Source organism: Deltaproteobacteria bacterium, from assembly GCA_019308995.1.
In the GTDB taxonomy this organism is placed as follows: domain Bacteria; phylum Desulfobacterota; class Desulfarculia; order Adiutricales; family JAFDHD01; genus JAFDHD01.
The window spans coordinates 5,671-25,945 of record JAFDHD010000092.1 but is presented as its reverse complement, the minus strand read 5'-3'; the positions used below and the strand labels follow the sequence as shown (position 1 = coordinate 25,945).

The following is a 20,275-nucleotide window of genomic DNA, read 5'->3' as shown; positions in this document are numbered from 1 at the left end:
GAAATGGAAACCTCAGCTGACTTCAGCTGTCCTATACACCTGTACTTAAACTAAAAAAGGACTCCAAACTCAATCAGAGCTTATAAATGAAAAGGCCAAACTTGAGGGGCGGGGATAAACCCCGCCCCTACAATACCGATTTAGAGTTGAGGAATATATTCCGTATGTTCAGGCCCTGTTCGACGGAATAACAGGGATGATAAATTACGATAAAATTGCCTCGGAATACGCCCGGCATGAAAAAGGACTTACAGGCAGGACCGATTCAGTGTCTTTCTCGCTACCTGCTTCTCTGGGGAACCAAGGAAGCGATTTAGATCCTTAATAAGGAGAATAGGTCATGAAAATATCAGCCGATACTATAAGAAAGTTTTCCGGGAAAACAATTGCTTTTGTGGAGCGCATGGGCCTGGAAGTCGTTGAATCCAGGCCCGGGTATGTCAAGTTAAAAACGCCGCTCAAAGGCAATGAAAATCACGTTGGCATCATGTATGCCGGTGCCTTGTTCACCCTGGCTGAAATGCCGGGCGGGGCCCTGTTTACAACCAGCTTTGACGTTTCCAGGTACTACCCCATTGTTAAGGAGCTTTCGATTCGGTTCCGCCGCCCGGCTACAACCGATGCCACCATCGAAATAACGATGTCTAAAGATGAAGTGGAACGAATACAGGCCGAGGCAGATGAAAAAGGCAAGGCAGACTATATTCTCGAAGGCGAGATCAAGGACGAGTCTGGTGAGGTCGTGGCCCTGAGTAAGGGAGTCTACCAGATACGAGCGATTGCCAGTTAGGCCTTCTTGAGGCAGCGCTGATCCAGTCTGCTCCCCGCTCATATTGGCTTTTATTCCATCCCCCGCATCACTGCCAGACCACTGGCAAGCCATTAGCGGGTCCCGGAATATCACACCTTGAAATTTTATCAATGGACATAAGTCGAAAAATTTGATATTCTGCAATGAATGATACAGGTTAGGGGGTAATTTTGCCACCTTTACGTCAATTAACATTCCTTGTAGTTGACAGCGATTTCGCGTCTCTCAAGACCGAGACTCGCGTCCTCCACGACATGGGTTATACCAATGTCCTCCAGGCTGAAAATGGAACTGAAGCCTGGCCGATGCTCAAGAATTATAAGGTGGATTTTGTCATCTCGGCCTGGGACCTGCCTGAAATGAACGGCCTCGCTCTTCTGAAGCTCATTCGAACCGATTTGGAACACAACACCATGCCGGTCGTCCTGGTTGTGGAGCGGGTCACCAGAGGGCAGGTCGTTGAGGCCGGTGAGGTCGGGGTGAACGATCTGATCGTGCATCCCATCTCTCCAGAGATATTTAAAAACAAGGTCAAGGGCGTTATTGAGGTCGAATTGGACCCAAAGCATATCGAGGTCGAAAGGAACTTTGAACTTGGCCGCAAGCTGATGAAGGAAGGACACTTTGAGGAAGCCCTGACAGCCTTCAAGCGGATTCTTTCCGTTTATGAACACGCGGAAATCTATTACAACATGGGCTACATCAATACGGCCCAGGAAAAATACGACGACGCGATCATCTGTTTCCGCAAGGCCACTCAAATAGACAACACCTTCGCCCGGGCCTACAGAATGATGGGAAAGGTTTATATCAAACTGGGCCAGAATGAGGAAGCCGGGCAGGCCATGCAGAAGGCCGCGGAAATCTATATGGATAAAAACATGGACAAAAATGCAGAGCAGATCCTTCAGGAGGTGGCTGACCTCAATCCCGACACCATCAATGTTTATAACTCCCTGGGCATCCTTTATCGGCGTCAAGGCAAATATCTCGAAGCCGTCAAGCAGTATCGAAAAGCCTTAAAAGTGAATCCTCATGATGAAAACATCTTCTATAACTTGAGCCGTGTCTACCTGGCTACCAATGATCTTCCAAACGCACAGAAAGCGGTGCAAGAAGCCCTCAAAATCAATCCCGGTTTCAATGAAGCCAGGGAACTGCTCAAGTCCATCGAGGCAGGCGCAGTCTAAAAATCAGAGGCCTTTGTTTCGCCTGGCAATTGGAATCGAAGACAAAGAAATCCTTGACAAAATCAAAGCTGCCTTTCTAAAGTATAATCTCGATGCCCGGTTGATGAGGCGAGCACAGACAGTGTGCTCAATCCTGCCAGGTAATACTTTACTGATTTAATTCGTGCTGCCGTATTTATTCATAAAAGATACTGGCAGCCCGGGAAGTACCGGTATCATGAGTTTCGCCGATAAAGAAGTGAAAGAACATCCTGACGGTTTCGGCCGGTACGTAATCATGGCCTCCGGCCTGCTGATTTTGTTCGGGTTTTATCTGACCAGCCGCTATAATTACCTCCTTTTTCACAGCCTGGCCGAGATTTTCAGCATCTTCATCGCGTGCGGTATTTTTATGATCGCCTGGAACTCCCGCCGGTTCCTGGACAACAATTACCTTCTGTTTCTGGGTATCGCCTATCTTTTTATCGGCGGCCTGGACCTGGTGCATATGCTTTCCTATAAAGGCATGAACATCTTTGAAGGCTATGGCGCAAATTTACCCACTCAGCTATGGATTGCCGCCCGGTATGTCGAAGGTATCTCACTGCTTGCGGCCCCGTTTTGCCTCAAGCGGCGGCCAAGCCCCAATCTGACGTTCATGGGCTATATTCTGGTCACGGGCCTGCTGCTGGTGGCCATATTTTACTGGGGCCTCTTCCCGGTTTGCTACCAAGAGGGCGTTGGCTTGACCGCCTTCAAAAAGGTCAGCGAATACATTATATCTCTTATTCTCGTATTTGCGGCTTTCCTGCTTTATCAAAATCGTGCCGCTTTTGACAGGCGCGTCCTGAAACTGCTCATTGCGTCTATCATCGTTACCATAGGGGCCGAATTGTCCTTTACTTTTTATGTTAGCGTTTACGGCCTTTCCAACCTTGTCGGGCACATGTTCAAGATTATTTCCTTTTATCTTATTTATAAAGCCATTATCCAGACCGGGTTTCAGAAGCCTTTTAACCTGCTGTTCAGAAACCTGAAGGTCAGTGAAGAGGCTCTCCAGAAGGCACAGCAGGGGCTGGAACAGAGTGTGGCCGAGCGCACGGCCGAACTGGTTGAAGCGAATGTGCAGCTCAAACAGGAAATCACCGAGCACCGGCAGGCTGAGGAGGAGTTAAGAGAAGGTGAAGAGCGATTCCGGACCGTGGCCGATTTCACCTATGACTGGGAGTACTGGCAAGGCACAGACGGGAAGTTTATTTATGTTTCACCATCCTGTGAAAGAATTATCGGATACCAGGCTCAGGAATTCGTGCAGGACCCGAATCTGCTCCTGACGCTCATTCACCCGGAGGATCGGGAAAATTTCCACGCCCATCTTTTAGATATCAAAAAAATAGATATTAAAAAAAGCAGTGATGTCTTTCATCTCGATTTCCGTATCATTCGGCGTGACGGTCAGGAACGCTGGATCAGCCATTACTGCCAGCCCGTTTATGGCGCTGACAGATCCTGGCTCGGCCACCGCGCCAGCAACCGGGATATCACGGTGCGGAAAGAAGCGGAAAAGAAAATCCTCGAATACCAGGAGCAGCTTCGGTCACTGGCCATGGAGCTTTCACTGGCCGAGGAGCGCGAACGCCGGCGTATCGCCATTGACCTGCACGACCGGGTCTGCCAGACGCTGGCCATGGTCCAGATTGATTTGAATAAGCTCCGACAGTCAGTGGCCTCGACAGAACTGGATAAGTCCTTTGATCGCGTCATTCGATTTGTTGACACGGCGATCTCGGATACGAGGACCCTGACGTTTAACATCAGCCCCCCGTCACTTTATGAACTGGGCCTTGAAGCGGCCTTGGATGAACTGGCCGAACAAATGCAAGATGAGTACGGCCTTCCGATCACCCTGGAAGATGACGGCAGTCCCAAACCGGTCAGTCAGGAGGGCCGGGTAATCCTGTACCGGGCGGTTCGAGAATTGATGATCAACGTGGTCAAGCACGCCCAGGCCAGGGAAATGAAGGTGTCTATCTGGGGAGAAGACGGTCACATTCACATCGAGGTCAAGGACGATGGGATCGGATTCGACACCAGTCAGGTTTACTCCCGGCTCACCAAAACCATGTCCCTGGGGCTGCTCAGCATCCGTGAGCAGCTTGTTTCTCTGAATGGACAGATGGAGATTGATTCAAAACCCGGCCGTGGCACCACGGTTGCCTTGGTGGTGCCGATCGAGCATGATCAATCGGCTTCTGAGGTGGAAGAATCGTGAGCCCCGGGAGCGTTCTATCTGGGAGTGAGACGTCACGGTCAGGGGCGCATATCATGTTGCCAACATCTCGAGATTTTCAGGGAGTGCCATGAATATGAAAGTTGTTTTAGCCGACGATCACAGCCTTTTCCGCGAGGGGTTGAAGTCTCTGCTCGCGGAGAACTCCAACGTCGAGATTGTCGGGGAGACAGGCGATGGCAGAAGCGCGGTCCGGCTGTGCCAGGAACTGGCGCCGGACATCATCATCATGGATGTGGCCATGCCGGAATTAAACGGTATTGAGGCTACCCGTCAAATCCTGTCTGAATGCCCCGGCACCAGGGTCATTGCCTTGTCCATGCATTCGAGCAGACGGTTCGTTGTGGACATGCTCCAGGTCGGGGCATCCGGCTACCTGCTCAAGGATTGTGCTTTCCAGGAACTGGCCACGGCCCTTTCAGCCGTGAGTTCCGGTCAGGTTTACCTCAGTCCGTCCATTGCTTCGGTGGTGGTGGAAAGAATCACGGGTTCGGCGGCCGCCGATTTCACCATCGCCGCCAAACTGACTCCCCGGGAACGGGAGGTGCTTCAGCTTCTGGCTGAAGGAAAGAGGTCCATGGCAGTGGCTGAACTCCTGCACCTGAGCGTGAAGACGGTGCAAACCCATCGCCGAAACATCATGGATAAACTGGACCTTCACAGCCTGCCCGAACTGACCAGATACGCCATCCGGGAAGGGCTGATCTCCTCAGAAGAGTAACCCGGTCAGGCCTATCTTTTAAAACCTTTGATCCGATATTTTCCTCGAGGCCTCATTTAGTTCCAGGCCTGTTCATCTTTTTCCCTAGCCAAAATAAGACCTGGCCCTATTTTTTTGGAAAGAGGTTGTTTGTATCTTAAAGAAAACAGCCCGCTTTGGCGCCAGGCTGTCTCAAACGAGCGATTAAGGATAGGACCCCATGAGTATCAGGATTCTTCTAGTTGACGATAATGAGGACGTCCGAAAGGGACTGCGGCGGCTGCTTGAAGATGAGTCCGGCCTGGATATAGTCGCTGAAGCAGGCGACGGCCGGATGGCGGTGCGGCTGGCCCAGGAGCTTTTGCCCGAGGTTATCCTTATGGATATAGCCATGCCTCATCTAAATGGTATCGAAGCCACGCGGCAGATTATGGCTGACGGCCTGGGCATCAAGGTTATCGGTCTCTCAACGTATTCGAGCCAGGCTTATGTCAAGTGCATGCTCAGTGCCGGGGCCTGCGGCTACGTCCTCAAAGATCAGGCTCACGGAATACTGACCGAGGCCATTCGCTCGGTCATGGCCGGTCAGATATATGTAAGCGTGCGGCTTACTGACCGGACGAACCTGAAATAATCGCTCCACCCGCGGATAAGCTTCCTCAATACCCCGCTCCAGCACGCCTTTACTCCAGTTCCTCAGATTATGCTGCCTTGCGGCCTGAACAAAGTAATCCAAGGTCTTAGTGTCTTTCTGCCTTTTATATGACCTTAAATTACTGCGTTCGGCTTATTGCGCCGTCATGGTGATTTTTTTAAACTGTTGGACTCTGGTAGCGTTGTTTAATGTATACAAAATTTCCTTATTACATTTTTGGAGTCAGAAAAAACGGACAAGCGTTTAACAGAGACAAGAAATACGAGTTCATCAGAAAGAGAGGCGCCGAATCATAATGGTGGAAAAAACCCTTATGAAACAAATGGAAAAAGATAAACCCGGGAACTTTCAAATTCAGCCTGATAAAAAGACAGAACTGCTTCTTACGGTCAGGGAAAAAGAAATACTCCGTTGTATCGTTTTCGGAATGAGCGATATTGAGATTGCCCGGAAGCTGTCCATGAGCAGCGACACGGTCAATGCTCATGTTCATTGCATTTTCAAAAAGATCGGAGCGCCGAATCATTTACAGGCCGCCCTTTGGGCCGGGATGCATCTCTAGTTCCAGGATAAGGAGAAGGCAATGTTTGATCCAAACGAAGAGACTGACAATCAGCATATACAGGGGCTTCTGCCAAATGACGCCATAAAGGATAATAAGCAAGCCGGCTACGCCGAAGAGAACTCATTGTATGCCTACATGTCAGAGATGAAGCATCATACACGCATCACTCCCGAGCGGGAGCTGGTTTTAGGCAAGCGCATCAAAAAGGGCTTCAATATGATGGTATCCCTGATCATGGATAGCCCTGTCAAGTACCAGGGGATGAAGGACCTCAAGGCCGAGATCATTTCCTGGCTGGAATTGAACCGGCGTCCCAGAATGAGCGAAAGTGAAGTCATGACGTTTATGAAGGACGGCGCAGTGCAGCTGGCCCGGCAATATCCGCGCAGCAAACATCTCGCCACTCTGCACCGCCGTATAACCCGAATTGAGCTCAAGGTTCGGGAAGCCATGGATGAACTGGTTACGGCCAACTTGCGCCTGGTATTTATTTTTACCAAGATGAATGCCCGCCGCGGACTGGATTTTACCGATCTGATTCAGGAAGGCAATATCGGTCTGATCAAGGCGGCGGGTAAGTATGATTACGAGAAGGGTTTTCGCTTTTCCACGTATGCGGCCTGGTGGATCCGGCAGTCCATCAACCGGGCCATCTACGACAAAGCCAAAACGATCCGTTTCCCGATTCATTTTGTGGAGTTTCTGAATGCCTTTCATGAAACTTACCATAACCTGCTCCGGGAGCTGAACCGCGTGCCATCCCCCTTTGAAATCTCCAGGGTCATGGGAGTCAACGTGGATAAACTCACCAACGTCGTCCACCTCACCCAGGAGCCCATATCGCTGGATGCCTCCTGGGGCGAGACCGGTTCCACCCTGGGCGACCTTCTGGTAGCTGAAGGCCTGGTTTCACCCCTGGAGACATTGAATGACGAGGAGCTTTGTCAGTCAATCCGGGAGGCTTTAACCATTCTGCCCAGCCGCGAGGAGAAGATTATCCGACAGCGATTTGGCCTGGATACCAATGAAACACAAACCCTGGAGGAGGTGGGCCAGGGATTTAATATTTCTCGCGAAAGAGTCAGACAGCTGGAAAAAAGAGCCTTAAACCGCCTCCGGGTCCCAGAGGATTCCCCAAATCTGAAGAACTTCCTTTAATCCCGGGCGCTAGGGAGAAACAGCCTGAAATACTGCTTGTAATCGTTTAAAGGCAAAATCAAATCTCCAACCTTTATGGCGAGCCGCGACATGGCTCGCCATTCCTTTCTTGTCTTTTTTCATTAACTGTGTCAAAAAAATGAAGGCTTGAAGCCGCACGGGTGGCGAAGCGACCCAGGAGAAGCTGGAAAGCCGACCCGTGAGTCATGCACAAGCATATGCGAAAAACCCGGGCAGATCCATGAGCTTGATATCCTGGCCGGTGAAAAGAAGACCCCAGACCAAAGGAGAACAAGATGCAGAGAATTTCAATTCCTTCCCGACGCTGGTATGAAAACGAGGAAATGGAGCTGACACTGCCCGATCGCTGGGAGGTGGACAATCTGAATTCGCCCGGATTCGATAAACCCGGACTCACCTCTGAGCAGATCAAAGACAAGATCAATCATCCGATCGAGGGGCCGCCTTTGGAAGAAATAGCCCAGGGGAAAAAACAGGCCGTCATCGTCTTTGACGACATGACGCGGCCAACGCCTGTCAAGGACATCGCGCCGCATATCGTGGAGTCTCTTCATGAGGCGGGCATGAAAAAGGACCAGATTCGCTTTGTCTGGGCCCTGGGCGCGCACGGAACCTACGACATGATCAACGCACGAAAAAAGCTGGGGGAGGAGATTGTAGAAAATTACGTTATTTACAATCACGATCCCTTCCAGCACACCGTTCCGGTCGGGCGGACGCCCACCGGGGTGGAACTCTGGTTCAACCGCGAGTTTATGGCCTGCGACTTAAAAATCGGGATCGGGTGTATTACGCCTCATCCGCAGTTAGGATTCGGCGGCGGGGCCAAGCTTATCCTGCCGGGAGTGGCCGGTATTGAGACGATCAACCAGTTTCACAATCAGCAGTATCGCGACCCGCAAAGCACCGGCCTGGGGAATTACGACAACAACATCATGCGGCCCGAATGCGAGGCGGCCGCGGACATGGTCGGCCTTAATTTTAAGGTGGACTGCCTCATCAACCGCCGGGCTCAGATTACGGATCTTTATGCCGGGCCTTTCCGGGCCGCTCACGCGGCTGGTGTGGAAGAGGCGAAGAGGCACTATGGACTGGCCGCTGCAACCGGATACGATATAGCCATCTGTAACACCTATGCCAAGGCCAACGAATCGGTTATCGCCCTTGTATTGGCCCTAAGCCTCATGAAACGCGGTGAGGGGACCGCGGTTTTGATTTCCGACGCCCCGGAGGGACAGGTGCCTCACTACGTCTTTCGGTCCTGGGGCAGCGATTACGGCGGCCGCCACCATACGCACCGGCCCAGGGGTTTTATACAGCACCTCATGAAAAAACTGATCGTCCTGTCGCCAAACCCTGACCGGACTTCCCTTGATATGATCTGTCAGAACCATGACGCGGTCTTTGTGAAAACCTGGTCCGAGGTTCTGACTATCCTGGAGGCGGATTTCCCGGATAAGGCAAAGGTGGCTGTGGTTCAGGATGGGACCATGCAGTACTTCAAACCCGAAGGCCAATAAAACAGCAGAGGTAACGGTTTATGAGCGTCAGGAAGTTTCCTGAAAATTTTCTGTGGGGCGCGGCCACGTCCTCATACCAGATCGAGGGGGCCTGGAACGAAGATGGCAAAGGCGAAAACATCTGGGATCGTTTTTCCCATGGCCCCTATAACATCCTCACCAACGAGACCGGTGACCTAGCCTGCGATCATTACCATCAAATGCCAGAAGACGTGGCCATCATGAAGGACCTGGGGTTAAGGTCTTACCGCTTCTCGATTTCATGGGCGCGTGTCCTGCCAAAGGGCGCGGGCGAGGTCAATGAGAAGGGACTGGATTTTTATGACCGGCTGTTGGATAAGCTGCTGGCCGCTGGTATCATGCCCAACGTCACCCTGAACCACTGGGATCTGCCTCAGGCCTTGCAGGACCGGGGCGGCTGGGTCAACCGCGACAGCGTCAACTGGTTTGGTGATTATGCCTGCCTCATGCTTGACCGGCTGGGCGACCGTGTCCCGATGTGGGTTACCCACAACGAGCCATACGTGATCGCCTTTTTAGGCTACGCCCAGGGAATCCTGGCCCCGGGCGTCTCTGATTATTCCCAGGCCTTTCAGACCGTGCATCACCTCCTGCTTTCTCACGGCCAGGCCGTCCAGCTCTTTCGCCAGGGCGGCTATAAGGGCGAGATCGGCATTGTCCTCAATCAGGGGCATTATCTGCCAGCCAGAGATCGAAAAGCGGACCAGGACGCCTGCCAGCGTGTCTATGAAGAAAACGTGGCCCTGTTCATGGACCCGATCTTCAAAGGGCATTACCCCGAGATGCTCATGGACTGGATCGGCCCGCATGCGCCTGAGGTCAGGGCAGGGGACCTGGCGCTCATAAAACAGCCTATTGACTTTTTGGGAGTGAATTACTACCGCACCAGCATGGTTCGCTACTCCCTGCGCAGCCCCATGCTCAAGGCGGAAGCGGAATCCATCTCTGCGCCGGGCTGGGGCCGGACTACACTGGTGGGCAACGGTATCAACCCGCCTGGACTCACCGCGGTGCTCCTCAATATCAAAGAAAATTATGGTAATCCTAAAGTGTACATCACAGAAAACGGCGTGGCGCTTGAAGATACCCCTGACAGGCAGGACTTTGTGGCCGACTGGGGCCGCATCAACTTCCTGCGGGATCACCTCCGCGCCGCTCTTGACGCCATCCAGGCCGGAGTGAATCTCAAAGGATATTACGTCTGGAGCCTTATGGACAACTTTGAATGGTCTGTCGGATACATCCCCCGCTTTGGCATTGTGCGGGTAGATTTCAAGACCCAGAAACGAACGCTCAAGCAGAGCGCCCACTGGTACAGGGAAGTCATGGCTTCCAATAGCATAAACGATTAGTTATATTAAGTTGCATTCAAATTTTAGGAGGATCTACATGCCCAGGAAGATGGATTTTGAGGCTAAGTACCGAGCTGGAGATGCCATGCCTTTTAATCAGAAGAACGATATGTTCAAACGGATGTGGTGGGACAAGAAATTCGAGGGGCACCTGCGGGATTTCAACGGCGTGATCCCTGCAGACGGCAGGAACGGGGCAATCAATGAGAATCTGGCCCTTCGAAACGCAGCATGGTCCATTGAGCAGGGATATGCCAAAGGGGTATCAGGGGGGCAATTTCTCATGTTCGACTGGAACAATGATTATGTGATACGGGGCATGGCCAGGATAGACAGAGACACGCCCTTTGACGCATCCGATCCGGCCCATAACAGCCGTGTTATCAAAAAAGCTGCTGAGTTTTTTGGTGCGGTGTCAACGGGTGTGTGCAAGTTCGATCAGAGATGGATTTATACCAAAGGCTACCGTCTGAACGAGTGTGTCGAGTTTGATATAGACATCCCGGATGAGTACCAATACGTCATCAACTTTGCTGTCGAGATGCCTTACGAGCATGCGAGATTTTTGCCAACCTACCTTGGTTCCGCGGGAACGGGCTACGGTTACTCCAAAATGGCCGTCACGGCTGGCCTTGTGGCGCAGTTTATCCGGCAATTGGGGTACAAGGCGATTCCGAGCGGCAACGACACGGCCATGAGCATTCCCTATGCCATACAGGCGGGGCTGGGGGAACTCGGTCGAAACGGCATCCTGGTAACGCCGAAATATGGACCGCGAGTCCGTTTATGTAAAATATTTACCAATATGCCCCTCGAATGTGACGAACCGATTGAATTCGGTGTGATGGAATTTTGCAACGTTTGCAAAAGATGCGCCGAACAATGTCCCAGCAAAGCCATAACCGAAGGAGAACGGACCACCGAAGGGCATAATATAAGCAATTCCAATGGACCCCTAAAGTGGTATGTGGATGGCGAGAAGTGTCACATGTTCTGGACGAAATCCAGATGCGACTGCGGCATCTGCATTCGCGCCTGCCCGTTCAACAAACCACTGGACTTCCTACACGAGACCACCCGATGGTTTATCGAGCGGTTCCCGGCTCTCGATTCACTGGTTCTCCAGGCTGAAAAGCTTTTCGGCTACGGGAAACAGGTAAGCATTGAGGGCTATTGGGATAGCTAGATGTCTTCGTGCTCATATTTGGATAAAATGTGGTATAATCTTGAAAATGCCTGCGAGCGCATTCCCCGCAGCTTGCTGCGGGGTTAGCGAGCGAAATTAAAATGGTCCAATTTTCCTTGCATTTGGAAGATTCCCTGCTGCTTGCAGCAGGGAGCTTCAATTTTGAGTTGAAATAGATCATCTCGAAATTTTTGTTGTTTCCATTTCAAGTATTTCGAGTGATAATCCTCTCATTTCCTCGATGATTTTTTGCAGCCTCCGATTATTATCGATGGCCAGCTGATAGAGCCTTGCCTGAGAGGCCGAAAGATTTTTGGTGATGTTTTGCTTTCTATCTTCCGCGGGTGGCCCCGACAACTTTTGTTGTCGAGGTCGCGAAGCGACAAGTATCACCCTGGAGACCAGCTTCTAGGTCAGGGTGGCGCGCGAAGCGGGGCTCCCTGACAATATTAATCATGTTCTGTGTCAGGGAGCTTCGCACCCTGACCTACAGCTACTTAAAAAGTAAAGAACGTCCCCCCCTTATGAAGAAATTAGGCGAGAAAGGCAAAGACATGGCTTATCAGGATATGCAGAAAAACGTACACCAGCGGTGGGGTGATCTTACCGGGGAGCATGTAGTCGGCGATATCGGGCAGTTAGTCTTGGCCTGTCTATTTGCAGCGACGTGGATAGCTGACACGTTCTTTTTAAATTACACGACTTTCCTCAACCAGTACGCGCCTCTTGGCGTCAGAATACCTTTGGGAGTCGTTCTATTTGTTCTATCGGGCTTTCTGGCGAGAACGGGCCTGTCTATCGTTTTCGGCGAGGAGAGAGAGAAGCCTGAGGTGATCAGGAAGAGCGTGTTCAGTGTCGTTCGCCATCCAGTATACCTGAGCGAGATTCTGCTTTATCTTGGTTTTTTGGTGGTGAGCATGTCACTGGCTGCTGCAGCGGTGTGGGTTCTTGCGATCGGGTTCTTGCATTACATCTCGCGCTATGAAGAAAGGCTGCTCCTGGCGCGCTTTGGCGAGGAGTATGAGCAGTATATGCGGGAAGTGCCAATGTGGATGCTGCGGCTTCGGAAGAGGTGAATGGGGCAGGTGGCCCTGGCTTGTTGTCAAAGTGCGTAAGCATACGAGGCCTGCTCAAGGCGTCCATCCAATCGCCTTTCTCGCCGATTGCCTTTCTTCATACATTTTTCAGCGAACTTCTCCTTAATAAAGTTAATCTAAGTTTTGTGTCAGGGAGCTTCGCACCCTGACCTACAGCTGATTTTTATAAATAGAAAATACGCCTGCCATTTTCGCGTGAGCCGGAACCCGGGAAGACCCGCAACCTGGCCAGGCTTCCTTTGCGCTCAAAAAAATGTTATTTTGATTATCATTGGTTATGGTACAATCCTTTTCATGGTTGATTTAAGAAAAACCGCACCCATGGCGGTCTTGCTTGTCGCGTTCCTCCTGGTCTGGCCGGGCAAGGCCGAAGCGGCGGAGGTGCAGGTTACAATGACTGTGGCCTTATGCGGGGCTGTGGGTGGTTTTTATTTTTTTCTGGCCATATCATCCGGCCTCGCTCCCGGCTGGGAGCCTGTCCTGCCTGACTCAGCCTTATTCAATCGTGAGGCTGACGGCTGGCGCATGGGATGGCCGCGGCCGGTTTTCATCCAGAGAGACCGTTCAACATGCGGTGCCTATCTGGAGATCATAAAGGCGCGGTTCTGAGATGTTCGGTTATTATAAGGTGCTGGCGATCATCCTCGTGATGCTCTATATTATGAGCCCTTATGATTTGCTGCCCGACTTCCTTATCCCGGTCGGCTGGCTGGACGATCTTTTAATTTTAGGGATTCTGGTGTATTACCTCTGGCGAGGCAGGCTGCCCGGGATTCTTTCTTCATGGGGAAGATCATCACAAGACACGCGCCGCTCCTTTAGCTGGACTGATTCTGAGGCGCAAGCTGAATTTGATCACAAGGATAAAACCCGAACCAAACTCAGCAACCCTTATGAAATCCTGGGGGTTAAGCCCGGTGCGTCTGACGAGGAAATACGGACCGCTTACCGTCAGGCCGTTCAGCTCTATCATCCGGACAAGGTTTCTCATCTCGGGCCGGAGCTCAAAGATGTGGCCAGAAGAAAATTCCTTGAAATTCATGAGGCCTATGAAAAATTACGAAAGACCAGCAGAAGCTGAGCCGAGATTCAGCCAGGGGAGGCGAACCTGGTTTCAGGGAACATCAATCTTCTGTTTCAAGGCGAAATGAAATGGCCAAAGATCGCAAGAAAAACAAAGTCAGGGAATTCCTTTCAAAGACAGGCACCTTCTTTCAAAAGAATCCCCGCGTGCTTGAGGACCTGAAAAAACTGGGCGGGAAATCTGTGGACACCAAATTCCTTTCCAGCCTTCAAGATGTGAAGACAGTGGGACGGTATGAAATCATTCGCGAGCTGGGACATGGAGGCACCGGCGCGGTCTATCTGGGGCAGGACCCGTACATCAAACGAAACGTTGCGGTCAAGATATCCCGGCAGGCTTCAGACAAGTCTCGCGAAAAATTTTTTATCGAAGCCCAATCAGCCGGTCGGCTCAATCACCCCAACATTGTCGCCGTTTATGACGCCGGTATTTACAGGGACTACTGTTACATTACCATGGAATTCGTGGAAGGACACACCCTTGAGAAATTATGCAAGAAGGACAATCTTTTGCCGGTGGTCAAGGTGCTGGAGATCATTTTCCATGTATGCAACGCCCTGGATTATGCTCACACGCAGGGAGTTATCCATCGCGATATCAAGCCATCGAACCTTATGATTGACAGCTCGGGTGCCGTAAAAATCACCGATTTCGGTATTGCGCAGATGATTGAAGAAACTGCGAAAATAGGCATCTACGGCACCCCGAGCTACATGTCCCCCGAACAGTTGAGAGATGCAATGGCTACCAGCGAAAGCGACATCTTTTCCGTCGGGTGCGTCATGTATGAACTTCTGACCGGCGAGCAGGCCTTTGGAGGTAAGAATCTCTTTTCCATCATGTACAAGATTATCAATGAGGAGCCGGTGTCCATTTTGAGCTTGCGCCCGGAACTAGCTGAAGTCCTGAATACAATTACCAAGAAGGCCATGGCCAAGGAGCAGCAGGACAGGTATCAGACCTGCACCGAGTTCGCCTATGATATTCGGCTGGCCATCAGTAATATCACCGGGAGCGTCAGGAAGGAAAAGGACGTGGTTGAGATTGTGCACGAGGTTCCGTTTTTTCGGCACTTCTCCAAGGATCAGGTCAGGGAGCTGGTCGCTACCAGCGACATTGTCAAGGCCGCCTCTGGCAAGGTCATCGTCTCTGAGGGGGATATTGACGATACCTTTTTCATCATCCTGAGCGGCAAGGCCAAAGTCATGAAAGACAGCGAAAACATCGCCTCGATTGGCGTGGGAGAATGTTTTGGCGAGATGTCCTATATCGCCAACCAGGCCCGCGTCGCCACGGTGGTCGCGAATACGGACTGCATCCTGATGAAGATCAGCGCCACCCTGCTCAACAAGTCCGCGGAGTCAATTCAGCTTCTTTTTTTCAAAAACTTTGCCATGACCCTGGTGCGCCGCCTTTCTTCAAGCGCTGACAAGAAAGAAATAACCTAGGGCATGAAGAAGTCCAGCGTTGTCATAGCGGTCATGGTGGCCTTTGCCATAGGTTTTGTGGCCGGGCTGATCTGGGCGGCCTATAAGGGGCCGCCCCCGGGACTCGGCCCGGAACAGAGGACAGCCGCCAGACCGGCTCAGGCCCTTTCTGAAGCGCTTCAATCCAGACTGGCTAAACTTGAGCAGCGCGTCCAGGCCGACCCTGCCAATTTCGAAACCCTGGTTGAGGCCGGGAATTTCTGTTTTGATCACGATCTTTACGATCAAGCGGCCAGATACTATCAGATGGCTCTTAAAATCAGACCCGACGACCCCAACGTCCTGACAGACCTGGCCATTGTCTTTCGCCGCACCGGCCACCCTAAGAAAGCGGTGTCGCTTCTGGGCCAGGCCAGAAAGGCCGATCCTTTGCACCAGAATTCAGCCTTAAACCTCGGTATCGTTTTACTGCACGACCTCAATGATAAAAAAGCGGCCCTCAAGGCCTGGGAGGATTACCTGGCCCTCAACCCGCAGGGTGAACAGGCAACTATGATTCGGCGCGTGGTGAATCAGCTCCGGGAGGAGCTTTAAGGGATTATCCCCGCCTGCGTCTTGTAAAATCATTAAAAAATTGGTATCCTTGACTTTATGATTGCTTATGACTTGAAATGCGACCAGGGCCACACCTTTGAAGGCTGGTTTGAAAACGCTCAGGCCTATGAGCAGCAAAAGGAAAAAGGCCTGATTTCCTGTCCGGCTTGCGGTTCGACTGAAGTGAGCCGCGCGCCTTCCGCCTTTGGCATCGCGCGTCACCGCGAACCGAGTCAGGCGCCAGAACGCCAATCTTCTCCTGAGCAGGCCTTGTCACAATTCATTGAAAAAAACTTTGAAAATGTCGGGGCTGACTTTGCCAAAGAGGCCTTGAAGATCCATTACCAGGTGGCTGAAAGCCGGAGCATCCGCGGCGTGAGCACCGAACAGGAGGAGGAGATGCTGCGCCAGGAGGGGGTGCCGTTCATGAAGTTTCCGGTCTTATCAAAATCAGACCCGGATGATGATGAATAATTTATTAAACAGCAGGCTGACATCTGAACGAATATTATGAAACATCTCGCCTTTGAACAGGGTCCCATTCGCCCGCCAAGTGAAGCGCGAAGTCTTCTCCTGAGAGTCACCCGCAACTGCAACTGGAACCAGTGCCTGTTTTGCACGACTTACAGGGCCAGGGGTAAATTCGAGCGCAGAACCGTGGACGAGGTCAAGGCTGATATTGACACCGTGGCTGAAATCGTCAATCAAGCCAAGGCGCTGTCATGGAAGATGGGCCACTCCGGCCAGGTAACCGGCGAGGTGGCGCAACATTTCTTTGACCAGCCGGGCCTGGACTACAGTGCCCTCTCCGTGGTGGCCTGGCTCTACTACGGCACCCAGGCCGTCTTTTTACAGGACGCCAACAGCCTCATGTTAAAGGCCGACGACCTGGCAGCCATGCTCGACTACCTCAACGAGAAGATTCCCGGCATCAGCCGTATCACCACCTACGCCCGATCCCAGACCGCGGCCCGCACAGACCTGGAAGACCTGAAAAAGATGAGAAAAGCCGGTTTGAGCCGCGTGCATATCGGCCTTGAAAGCGGGTACGACCCCCTGCTCAAGCTCATGAAAAAGGGAGTCAAGGCTGAAGGCCACATCACAGGCGGCCAAAAGATCATCGAGGCGGGCATGGAACTGTCTGAATACTATATGCCGGGCCTGGGCGGCCGGGCCATGTGGAAGGAGCACGCCGTTGAAACGGCTCGCGTCCTGAACGCCATCAACCCCCATTTTATCCGGCTGCGCACGCTCCACGTCCGAGAAACGCTCCCGCTTTATCAGCTCATCGAAGCCGGTGAGTTTGAACTCCGGACCCCCAGCGAAACCGTGGAAGAAATCCGGCTCCTTGTCGAAAATTTAGAAGGAATCAACAGTTACCTGGTCAGCGACCATATCGGCAACATGCTCCAGGACGTGGAAGGACGGCTACCTCAGGATAAAGAACGCATCCTGACCGCGATTGACCGCTACCTCGACCTTGATGAAGAAGAATGCCTGAACTATCAGGTCGGGCGGGTCATGGGCCTTTACAACGGGGTCCTGGATATGACCCGACCGGCGCTCTTTCAGCAGGTTGACGAGACGGTAAGCAGACTCAAGAAAAAATGGAACGGCGGGGTCCAAGACGTCCTGACCGAACTCCACGATCACTTGATGCGCTGAGATGAGGCCGGAGCAGGGCAGGGCGCTTCAATTTTTCCCGCGGTGCATAAATGGCCCAGAACCGACCAAGCCTTTTCGGTTCCCTTTAAGGTTTGAATATGACGGATGAAACTGGTCAAAAGGTTCGTTTTCTGGCGGCAGAAATCATTGAAGCCTTGGGCGCGGTGCTGCAAAAGCGAAAACCGCTTGATTCAAAGACCCTGTCTGAGAGTCTCTTGGAGCGTCCGAGTGTGGTTTCTTTATTTAAGGAAACCGCGGCTGAAGAAACGGACCTGGGAGAAGAATTAGAAAAAAAGAACCGAGAATTTAAGGACTTATCAGCAAAATATAATCAAACGCTTAAAGATTTGCAGTACACTGAGGTTCAGGCGAGAGAAATTGAAGAATCACTTAAAGAATTAGCTCTAATTCTAACAATATTTGCAAAAAATGACGACGAACCCGCCCTGGAAAAAGAACTGGAAACCCTCAAAGATACCCTTAAAAAACACACCGTCCCGTCCCGGATCATCAATACGACCAAGGAGCTGAAAAACCTTTTATTTAAAATAGATGCCGGCGCACTTGAAGAGTTCCCTGAGGACAAGGCCGTGGAGGCCGCAGGCCCCGAGGACGTGGAAGACAATATCCGGGACATCCTGGCGGCCCTGGTTGGAGAAATCGCCAGCTTTGAAGATCCGAACCTCCAGGAGCAGGCTCAGGACCTGGCGCTCCGCATCGGCTCTGACTTTACCCTGGATAATTTCGAGCCTTTTGTTCACGAAATTTTTAATCTGATCTTTCAGATCAAGGAGCTGATGCGGCACAAAAGAGAGGAACTGTACCGCTTTTCCCAGGAAGTGATGGTTCACCTCGAAGAGACGGAAAAGGCCCTGGTCAAGACCCTGGATTCGGACCGTGACCGTTTCATGATCCTTGAGGTTGATTTTGAGATGCGGGTGCATGAGGACATGCAAGAGATCGAGCAGTCCTTTAAGATGCGCGGCAAGAGCCTGGATGAAATCCGGACAGCGGTCCTGAACCGGATCGGCAGTATCAGGCGTCATTTCCTGGAAAAAAAGGCAGATGACGAGGCCCGTATCAAACAGATCGAAAAAGAAAAAAAGTCGGTCCAGAAAAGGCTCAAATCAGTCCACCGGCGCTACCAGGACTTCACCCGGCAGAGCAAGACCGCCTTCGAGGAGATGGAGCGGTTTAAAAAGGCTTCGCTTCACGACCGGCTGACCGAGGTTTACAACCGGCGGGCCTTTGACTTTCAGATTAAAAAGGCCCTGGAAGACCTTCAGCGGGGAACGCTGGAGGAATTCAGCCTCATTGTCTTTGATGTGGATAAATTCCGAACCATCAACAATACTTACGGCCACCGCGCCGGGGACAAGATACTGCTGCACGTGGCCCGTTTGACCGGCGAAGGCATCCGCAAAGACGACTTCCTGGCGCGCTACGGGGGGGATGAGTTCGTGGTCATTCTTCCGGAAAGTAATCTCAAGGCCGCGGCCAGGATTGCGAACAAGATTCGGACGAGTATTGGGAGGGTGGAATTCAAGGTCTTCCGCGACCGCGATCTCTTCATAAAGGTTACCTTGAGCATAGGTGTGGCAGCCGGCCGCAAGGATGACACGCCGAACGACCTGTTCGTTCGTGCTGACCAGGCCCTTTATCTGGCCAAGGAAAAGGGGCGGAATCAGGTTCAGACCGAGAGTGCTTTATAAGGCCTGGGGTTTGGCGGCATATATTTTTTACCTTTAAAAGACCGATAAGATATATTATGTAAACTTTGACAAAGCTGAACCTTAATCTATAAAAATCGCTAAAATGATGTTCCAATCGAAATCTTAAATAGAAGCAGCCAGAAAAGTCCCCTTCACCCTTGAAAACACCTCAAAGGTCCAGACGCGGATAATCTTTTTAATCGAAATATATTTATGACATTTACTCACTCAATCCCTTAAAAACGGGTGGTCCCGACAACTTTTGTTGTCGGGGTGCGTCAGCACAAGAGGTCTGCCTACGACGCTCACCCTATCTCCACTTAAACCGATTTCCCGATAGGCTTGATCTCGCCTGAGATTGCGCTTGATAAGCACAGAACTTCGCTATTTCCATTGTTTCATGAGTTCATTACATCCGGCCAGCCTGTTTCGATCAACCTTCTGCTCTCACCTACGGAACCCTTTTTAAAAAACCGATATTTTTCAACTAGAGCAGTTAGCAAAATAATTTCCGATTAAACCTTCTCAGACCTTTTTAATCGGAACGTATTTTTTTTATTTACTCTGAGGTTGAAACTTAGACTAGATTGGTTATCATTAATTTTATAGCTTCGTCTAGAAAATCTGTGGGTGAACGATTGAGCCCATTTGAGATAACAAATTGTTTTTTCATAGAAAATTATACGTCAGGAGCAAATATTTTTCAGTCTCAGATGGCAAGCGTTGGCCGGTTCGGCGGTGCGATGAGAATGGGCCTCTATAGTGGTTGTTAAAATTATGTTTCGTTTGAATGAATACAAGAGTATCAAGATCGAGATTGCTTCGCAGAGCCTGTCCAGAGCGAAAGCGAAGGGCTCGCAATGACATCCTACTGATATTATTATAAAATGTCATTTTATACAGCAAGCTAAACGTAATAAAAGCTGGGGTTTTTCAGTTCCCTGCCCCGAGATTCGGCTTGACAACAGGCTGAGATTAGACATATTAATTCCTAAAAGAAAAATTCCTAAACAAACCAAAAGACAAAACCGGCAATCTATATCTTCGATAAATAACTCACTGACCTGCTAGGGCTACTGAGTCATGATGGAGGTTTATATGCGCAAGAAAATCGTTTTCACTGTCTTTATTTGTATCCCATGTTCCAGAATTCATTGGTGAGATTGGATGGTGTATCTTATTGATAATATTTATTATTTCGAGGAATAAATCTTGGCGTTGTAGTGTCTACAACATAGATAAATAGCT

Annotated in this window: 18 protein-coding genes; all 18 read left to right on the top strand. The window is 51.0% G+C overall.

All coding sequences use genetic code 11. From position 1 onward, the window contains the following. Positions 1 to 340 precede the first annotated feature (340 nt). The 18 genes from JRI95_13205 to JRI95_13120 all read left to right on the top strand — a co-directional run bounded on the left by JRI95_13205 (position 341) and on the right by JRI95_13120 (position 19,027). Complete coding sequence (locus JRI95_13205; protein ID MBW2062500.1) at positions 341 to 790, top strand: YiiD C-terminal domain-containing protein; 450 nt, start codon at positions 341 to 343, stop codon at positions 788 to 790. A gap of 191 nt (positions 791 to 981) precedes the next feature. Further along, positions 982 to 2,001, top strand: coding sequence for a tetratricopeptide repeat protein (locus tag JRI95_13200; GenBank protein ID MBW2062499.1), 1,020 nt, complete (start codon positions 982 to 984; stop codon positions 1,999 to 2,001). Positions 2,002 to 2,218: 217 nt separating this feature from the next. Then, entirely contained in the window at positions 2,219 to 4,252 is a 2,034-nt protein-coding gene (locus JRI95_13195; protein MBW2062498.1) for a PAS domain-containing protein, read from the top strand. Positions 4,253 to 4,340: 88 nt separating this feature from the next. Further along, positions 4,341 to 4,991: a response regulator transcription factor gene (locus JRI95_13190; protein MBW2062497.1), complete on the top strand. Its 651-nt coding sequence runs from the start codon at positions 4,341 to 4,343 to the stop codon at positions 4,989 to 4,991. A 199-nt stretch (positions 4,992 to 5,190) separates the two neighbouring features. Then, entirely contained in the window at positions 5,191 to 5,604 is a 414-nt protein-coding gene (locus tag JRI95_13185) for a response regulator transcription factor (GenBank protein ID MBW2062496.1), read from the top strand. Between the two features lie 334 nt (positions 5,605 to 5,938). After that, positions 5,939 to 6,187 (top strand): helix-turn-helix transcriptional regulator, encoded by a 249-nt coding sequence (locus JRI95_13180; protein MBW2062495.1) that lies wholly within the window; start codon positions 5,939 to 5,941, stop codon positions 6,185 to 6,187. A gap of 21 nt (positions 6,188 to 6,208) precedes the next feature. After that, a complete protein-coding gene (locus JRI95_13175; GenBank protein ID MBW2062494.1) occupies positions 6,209 to 7,348 on the top strand; it encodes a sigma-70 family RNA polymerase sigma factor in 1,140 nt (379 codons plus the stop codon). A gap of 296 nt (positions 7,349 to 7,644) precedes the next feature. Next, a complete protein-coding gene (locus JRI95_13170) occupies positions 7,645 to 8,889 on the top strand; it encodes a DUF2088 domain-containing protein (protein ID MBW2062493.1) in 1,245 nt (414 codons plus the stop codon). A 20-nt stretch (positions 8,890 to 8,909) separates the two neighbouring features. Then, entirely contained in the window at positions 8,910 to 10,262 is a 1,353-nt protein-coding gene (locus JRI95_13165) for a beta-glucosidase (protein ID MBW2062492.1), read from the top strand. 37 nt (positions 10,263 to 10,299) lie between these two features. Continuing rightward, entirely contained in the window at positions 10,300 to 11,448 is a 1,149-nt protein-coding gene (locus JRI95_13160; GenBank protein ID MBW2062491.1) for a reductive dehalogenase, read from the top strand. Positions 11,449 to 11,972: 524 nt separating this feature from the next. Continuing rightward, complete coding sequence (locus JRI95_13155; protein ID MBW2062490.1) at positions 11,973 to 12,524, top strand: isoprenylcysteine carboxylmethyltransferase family protein; 552 nt, start codon at positions 11,973 to 11,975, stop codon at positions 12,522 to 12,524. Positions 12,525 to 12,839: 315 nt separating this feature from the next. After that, positions 12,840 to 13,154: a hypothetical protein gene (locus JRI95_13150; GenBank protein MBW2062489.1), complete on the top strand. Its 315-nt coding sequence runs from the start codon at positions 12,840 to 12,842 to the stop codon at positions 13,152 to 13,154. A gap of 1 nt (position 13,155) precedes the next feature. Continuing rightward, complete coding sequence (locus tag JRI95_13145) at positions 13,156 to 13,626, top strand: DnaJ domain-containing protein (GenBank protein ID MBW2062488.1); 471 nt, start codon at positions 13,156 to 13,158, stop codon at positions 13,624 to 13,626. A 71-nt stretch (positions 13,627 to 13,697) separates the two neighbouring features. Next, a complete protein-coding gene (locus JRI95_13140; GenBank protein ID MBW2062487.1) occupies positions 13,698 to 15,077 on the top strand; it encodes a protein kinase in 1,380 nt (459 codons plus the stop codon). 3 nt (positions 15,078 to 15,080) lie between these two features. Next, a complete protein-coding gene (locus JRI95_13135) occupies positions 15,081 to 15,650 on the top strand; it encodes a tetratricopeptide repeat protein (protein ID MBW2062486.1) in 570 nt (189 codons plus the stop codon). A gap of 57 nt (positions 15,651 to 15,707) precedes the next feature. Next, positions 15,708 to 16,124 (top strand): DUF1178 family protein, encoded by a 417-nt coding sequence (locus JRI95_13130; protein MBW2062485.1) that lies wholly within the window; start codon positions 15,708 to 15,710, stop codon positions 16,122 to 16,124. 36 nt (positions 16,125 to 16,160) lie between these two features. Further along, positions 16,161 to 17,315 carry a radical SAM protein gene (locus tag JRI95_13125; GenBank protein ID MBW2062484.1) on the top strand — a complete coding sequence of 385 codons (1,155 nt, stop codon included), beginning with the start codon at positions 16,161 to 16,163 and terminating at the stop codon, positions 17,313 to 17,315. Positions 17,316 to 17,413: 98 nt separating this feature from the next. Next, positions 17,414 to 19,027, top strand: a complete 1,614-nt coding sequence (locus tag JRI95_13120; protein ID MBW2062483.1) for a GGDEF domain-containing protein — start codon at positions 17,414 to 17,416, stop codon at positions 19,025 to 19,027. The last annotated feature ends 1,248 nt before the right edge of the window (positions 19,028 to 20,275 follow it).

What these genes read in the sequence shown, in the direction of transcription:
- JRI95_13205 (MBW2062500.1), top strand. Translation starts at nt 341, where the DNA reads ATGAAAATATCAGCCGATACTATAAGAAAGTTTTCCGGGAAAACAATT.
- JRI95_13195 (MBW2062498.1), top strand. Translation starts at nt 2,219, where the DNA reads ATGAGTTTCGCCGATAAAGAAGTGAAAGAACATCCTGACGGTTTCGGC.
- JRI95_13190 (MBW2062497.1), top strand. Translation starts at nt 4,341, where the DNA reads ATGAATATGAAAGTTGTTTTAGCCGACGATCACAGCCTTTTCCGCGAG.
- JRI95_13185 (MBW2062496.1), top strand. Translation starts at nt 5,191, where the DNA reads ATGAGTATCAGGATTCTTCTAGTTGACGATAATGAGGACGTCCGAAAG.
- JRI95_13180 (MBW2062495.1), top strand. Translation starts at nt 5,939, where the DNA reads ATGAAACAAATGGAAAAAGATAAACCCGGGAACTTTCAAATTCAGCCT.
- JRI95_13175 (MBW2062494.1), top strand. Translation starts at nt 6,209, where the DNA reads ATGTTTGATCCAAACGAAGAGACTGACAATCAGCATATACAGGGGCTT.
- JRI95_13170 (MBW2062493.1), top strand. Translation starts at nt 7,645, where the DNA reads ATGCAGAGAATTTCAATTCCTTCCCGACGCTGGTATGAAAACGAGGAA.
- JRI95_13165 (MBW2062492.1), top strand. Translation starts at nt 8,910, where the DNA reads ATGAGCGTCAGGAAGTTTCCTGAAAATTTTCTGTGGGGCGCGGCCACG.
- JRI95_13160 (MBW2062491.1), top strand. Translation starts at nt 10,300, where the DNA reads ATGCCCAGGAAGATGGATTTTGAGGCTAAGTACCGAGCTGGAGATGCC.
- JRI95_13155 (MBW2062490.1), top strand. Translation starts at nt 11,973, where the DNA reads ATGAAGAAATTAGGCGAGAAAGGCAAAGACATGGCTTATCAGGATATG.
- JRI95_13150 (MBW2062489.1), top strand. Translation starts at nt 12,840, where the DNA reads ATGGTTGATTTAAGAAAAACCGCACCCATGGCGGTCTTGCTTGTCGCG.
- JRI95_13145 (MBW2062488.1), top strand. Translation starts at nt 13,156, where the DNA reads ATGTTCGGTTATTATAAGGTGCTGGCGATCATCCTCGTGATGCTCTAT.
- JRI95_13140 (MBW2062487.1), top strand. Translation starts at nt 13,698, where the DNA reads ATGGCCAAAGATCGCAAGAAAAACAAAGTCAGGGAATTCCTTTCAAAG.
- JRI95_13135 (MBW2062486.1), top strand. Translation starts at nt 15,081, where the DNA reads ATGAAGAAGTCCAGCGTTGTCATAGCGGTCATGGTGGCCTTTGCCATA.
- JRI95_13130 (MBW2062485.1), top strand. Translation starts at nt 15,708, where the DNA reads ATGATTGCTTATGACTTGAAATGCGACCAGGGCCACACCTTTGAAGGC.
- JRI95_13125 (MBW2062484.1), top strand. Translation starts at nt 16,161, where the DNA reads ATGAAACATCTCGCCTTTGAACAGGGTCCCATTCGCCCGCCAAGTGAA.
- JRI95_13120 (MBW2062483.1), top strand. Translation starts at nt 17,414, where the DNA reads ATGACGGATGAAACTGGTCAAAAGGTTCGTTTTCTGGCGGCAGAAATC.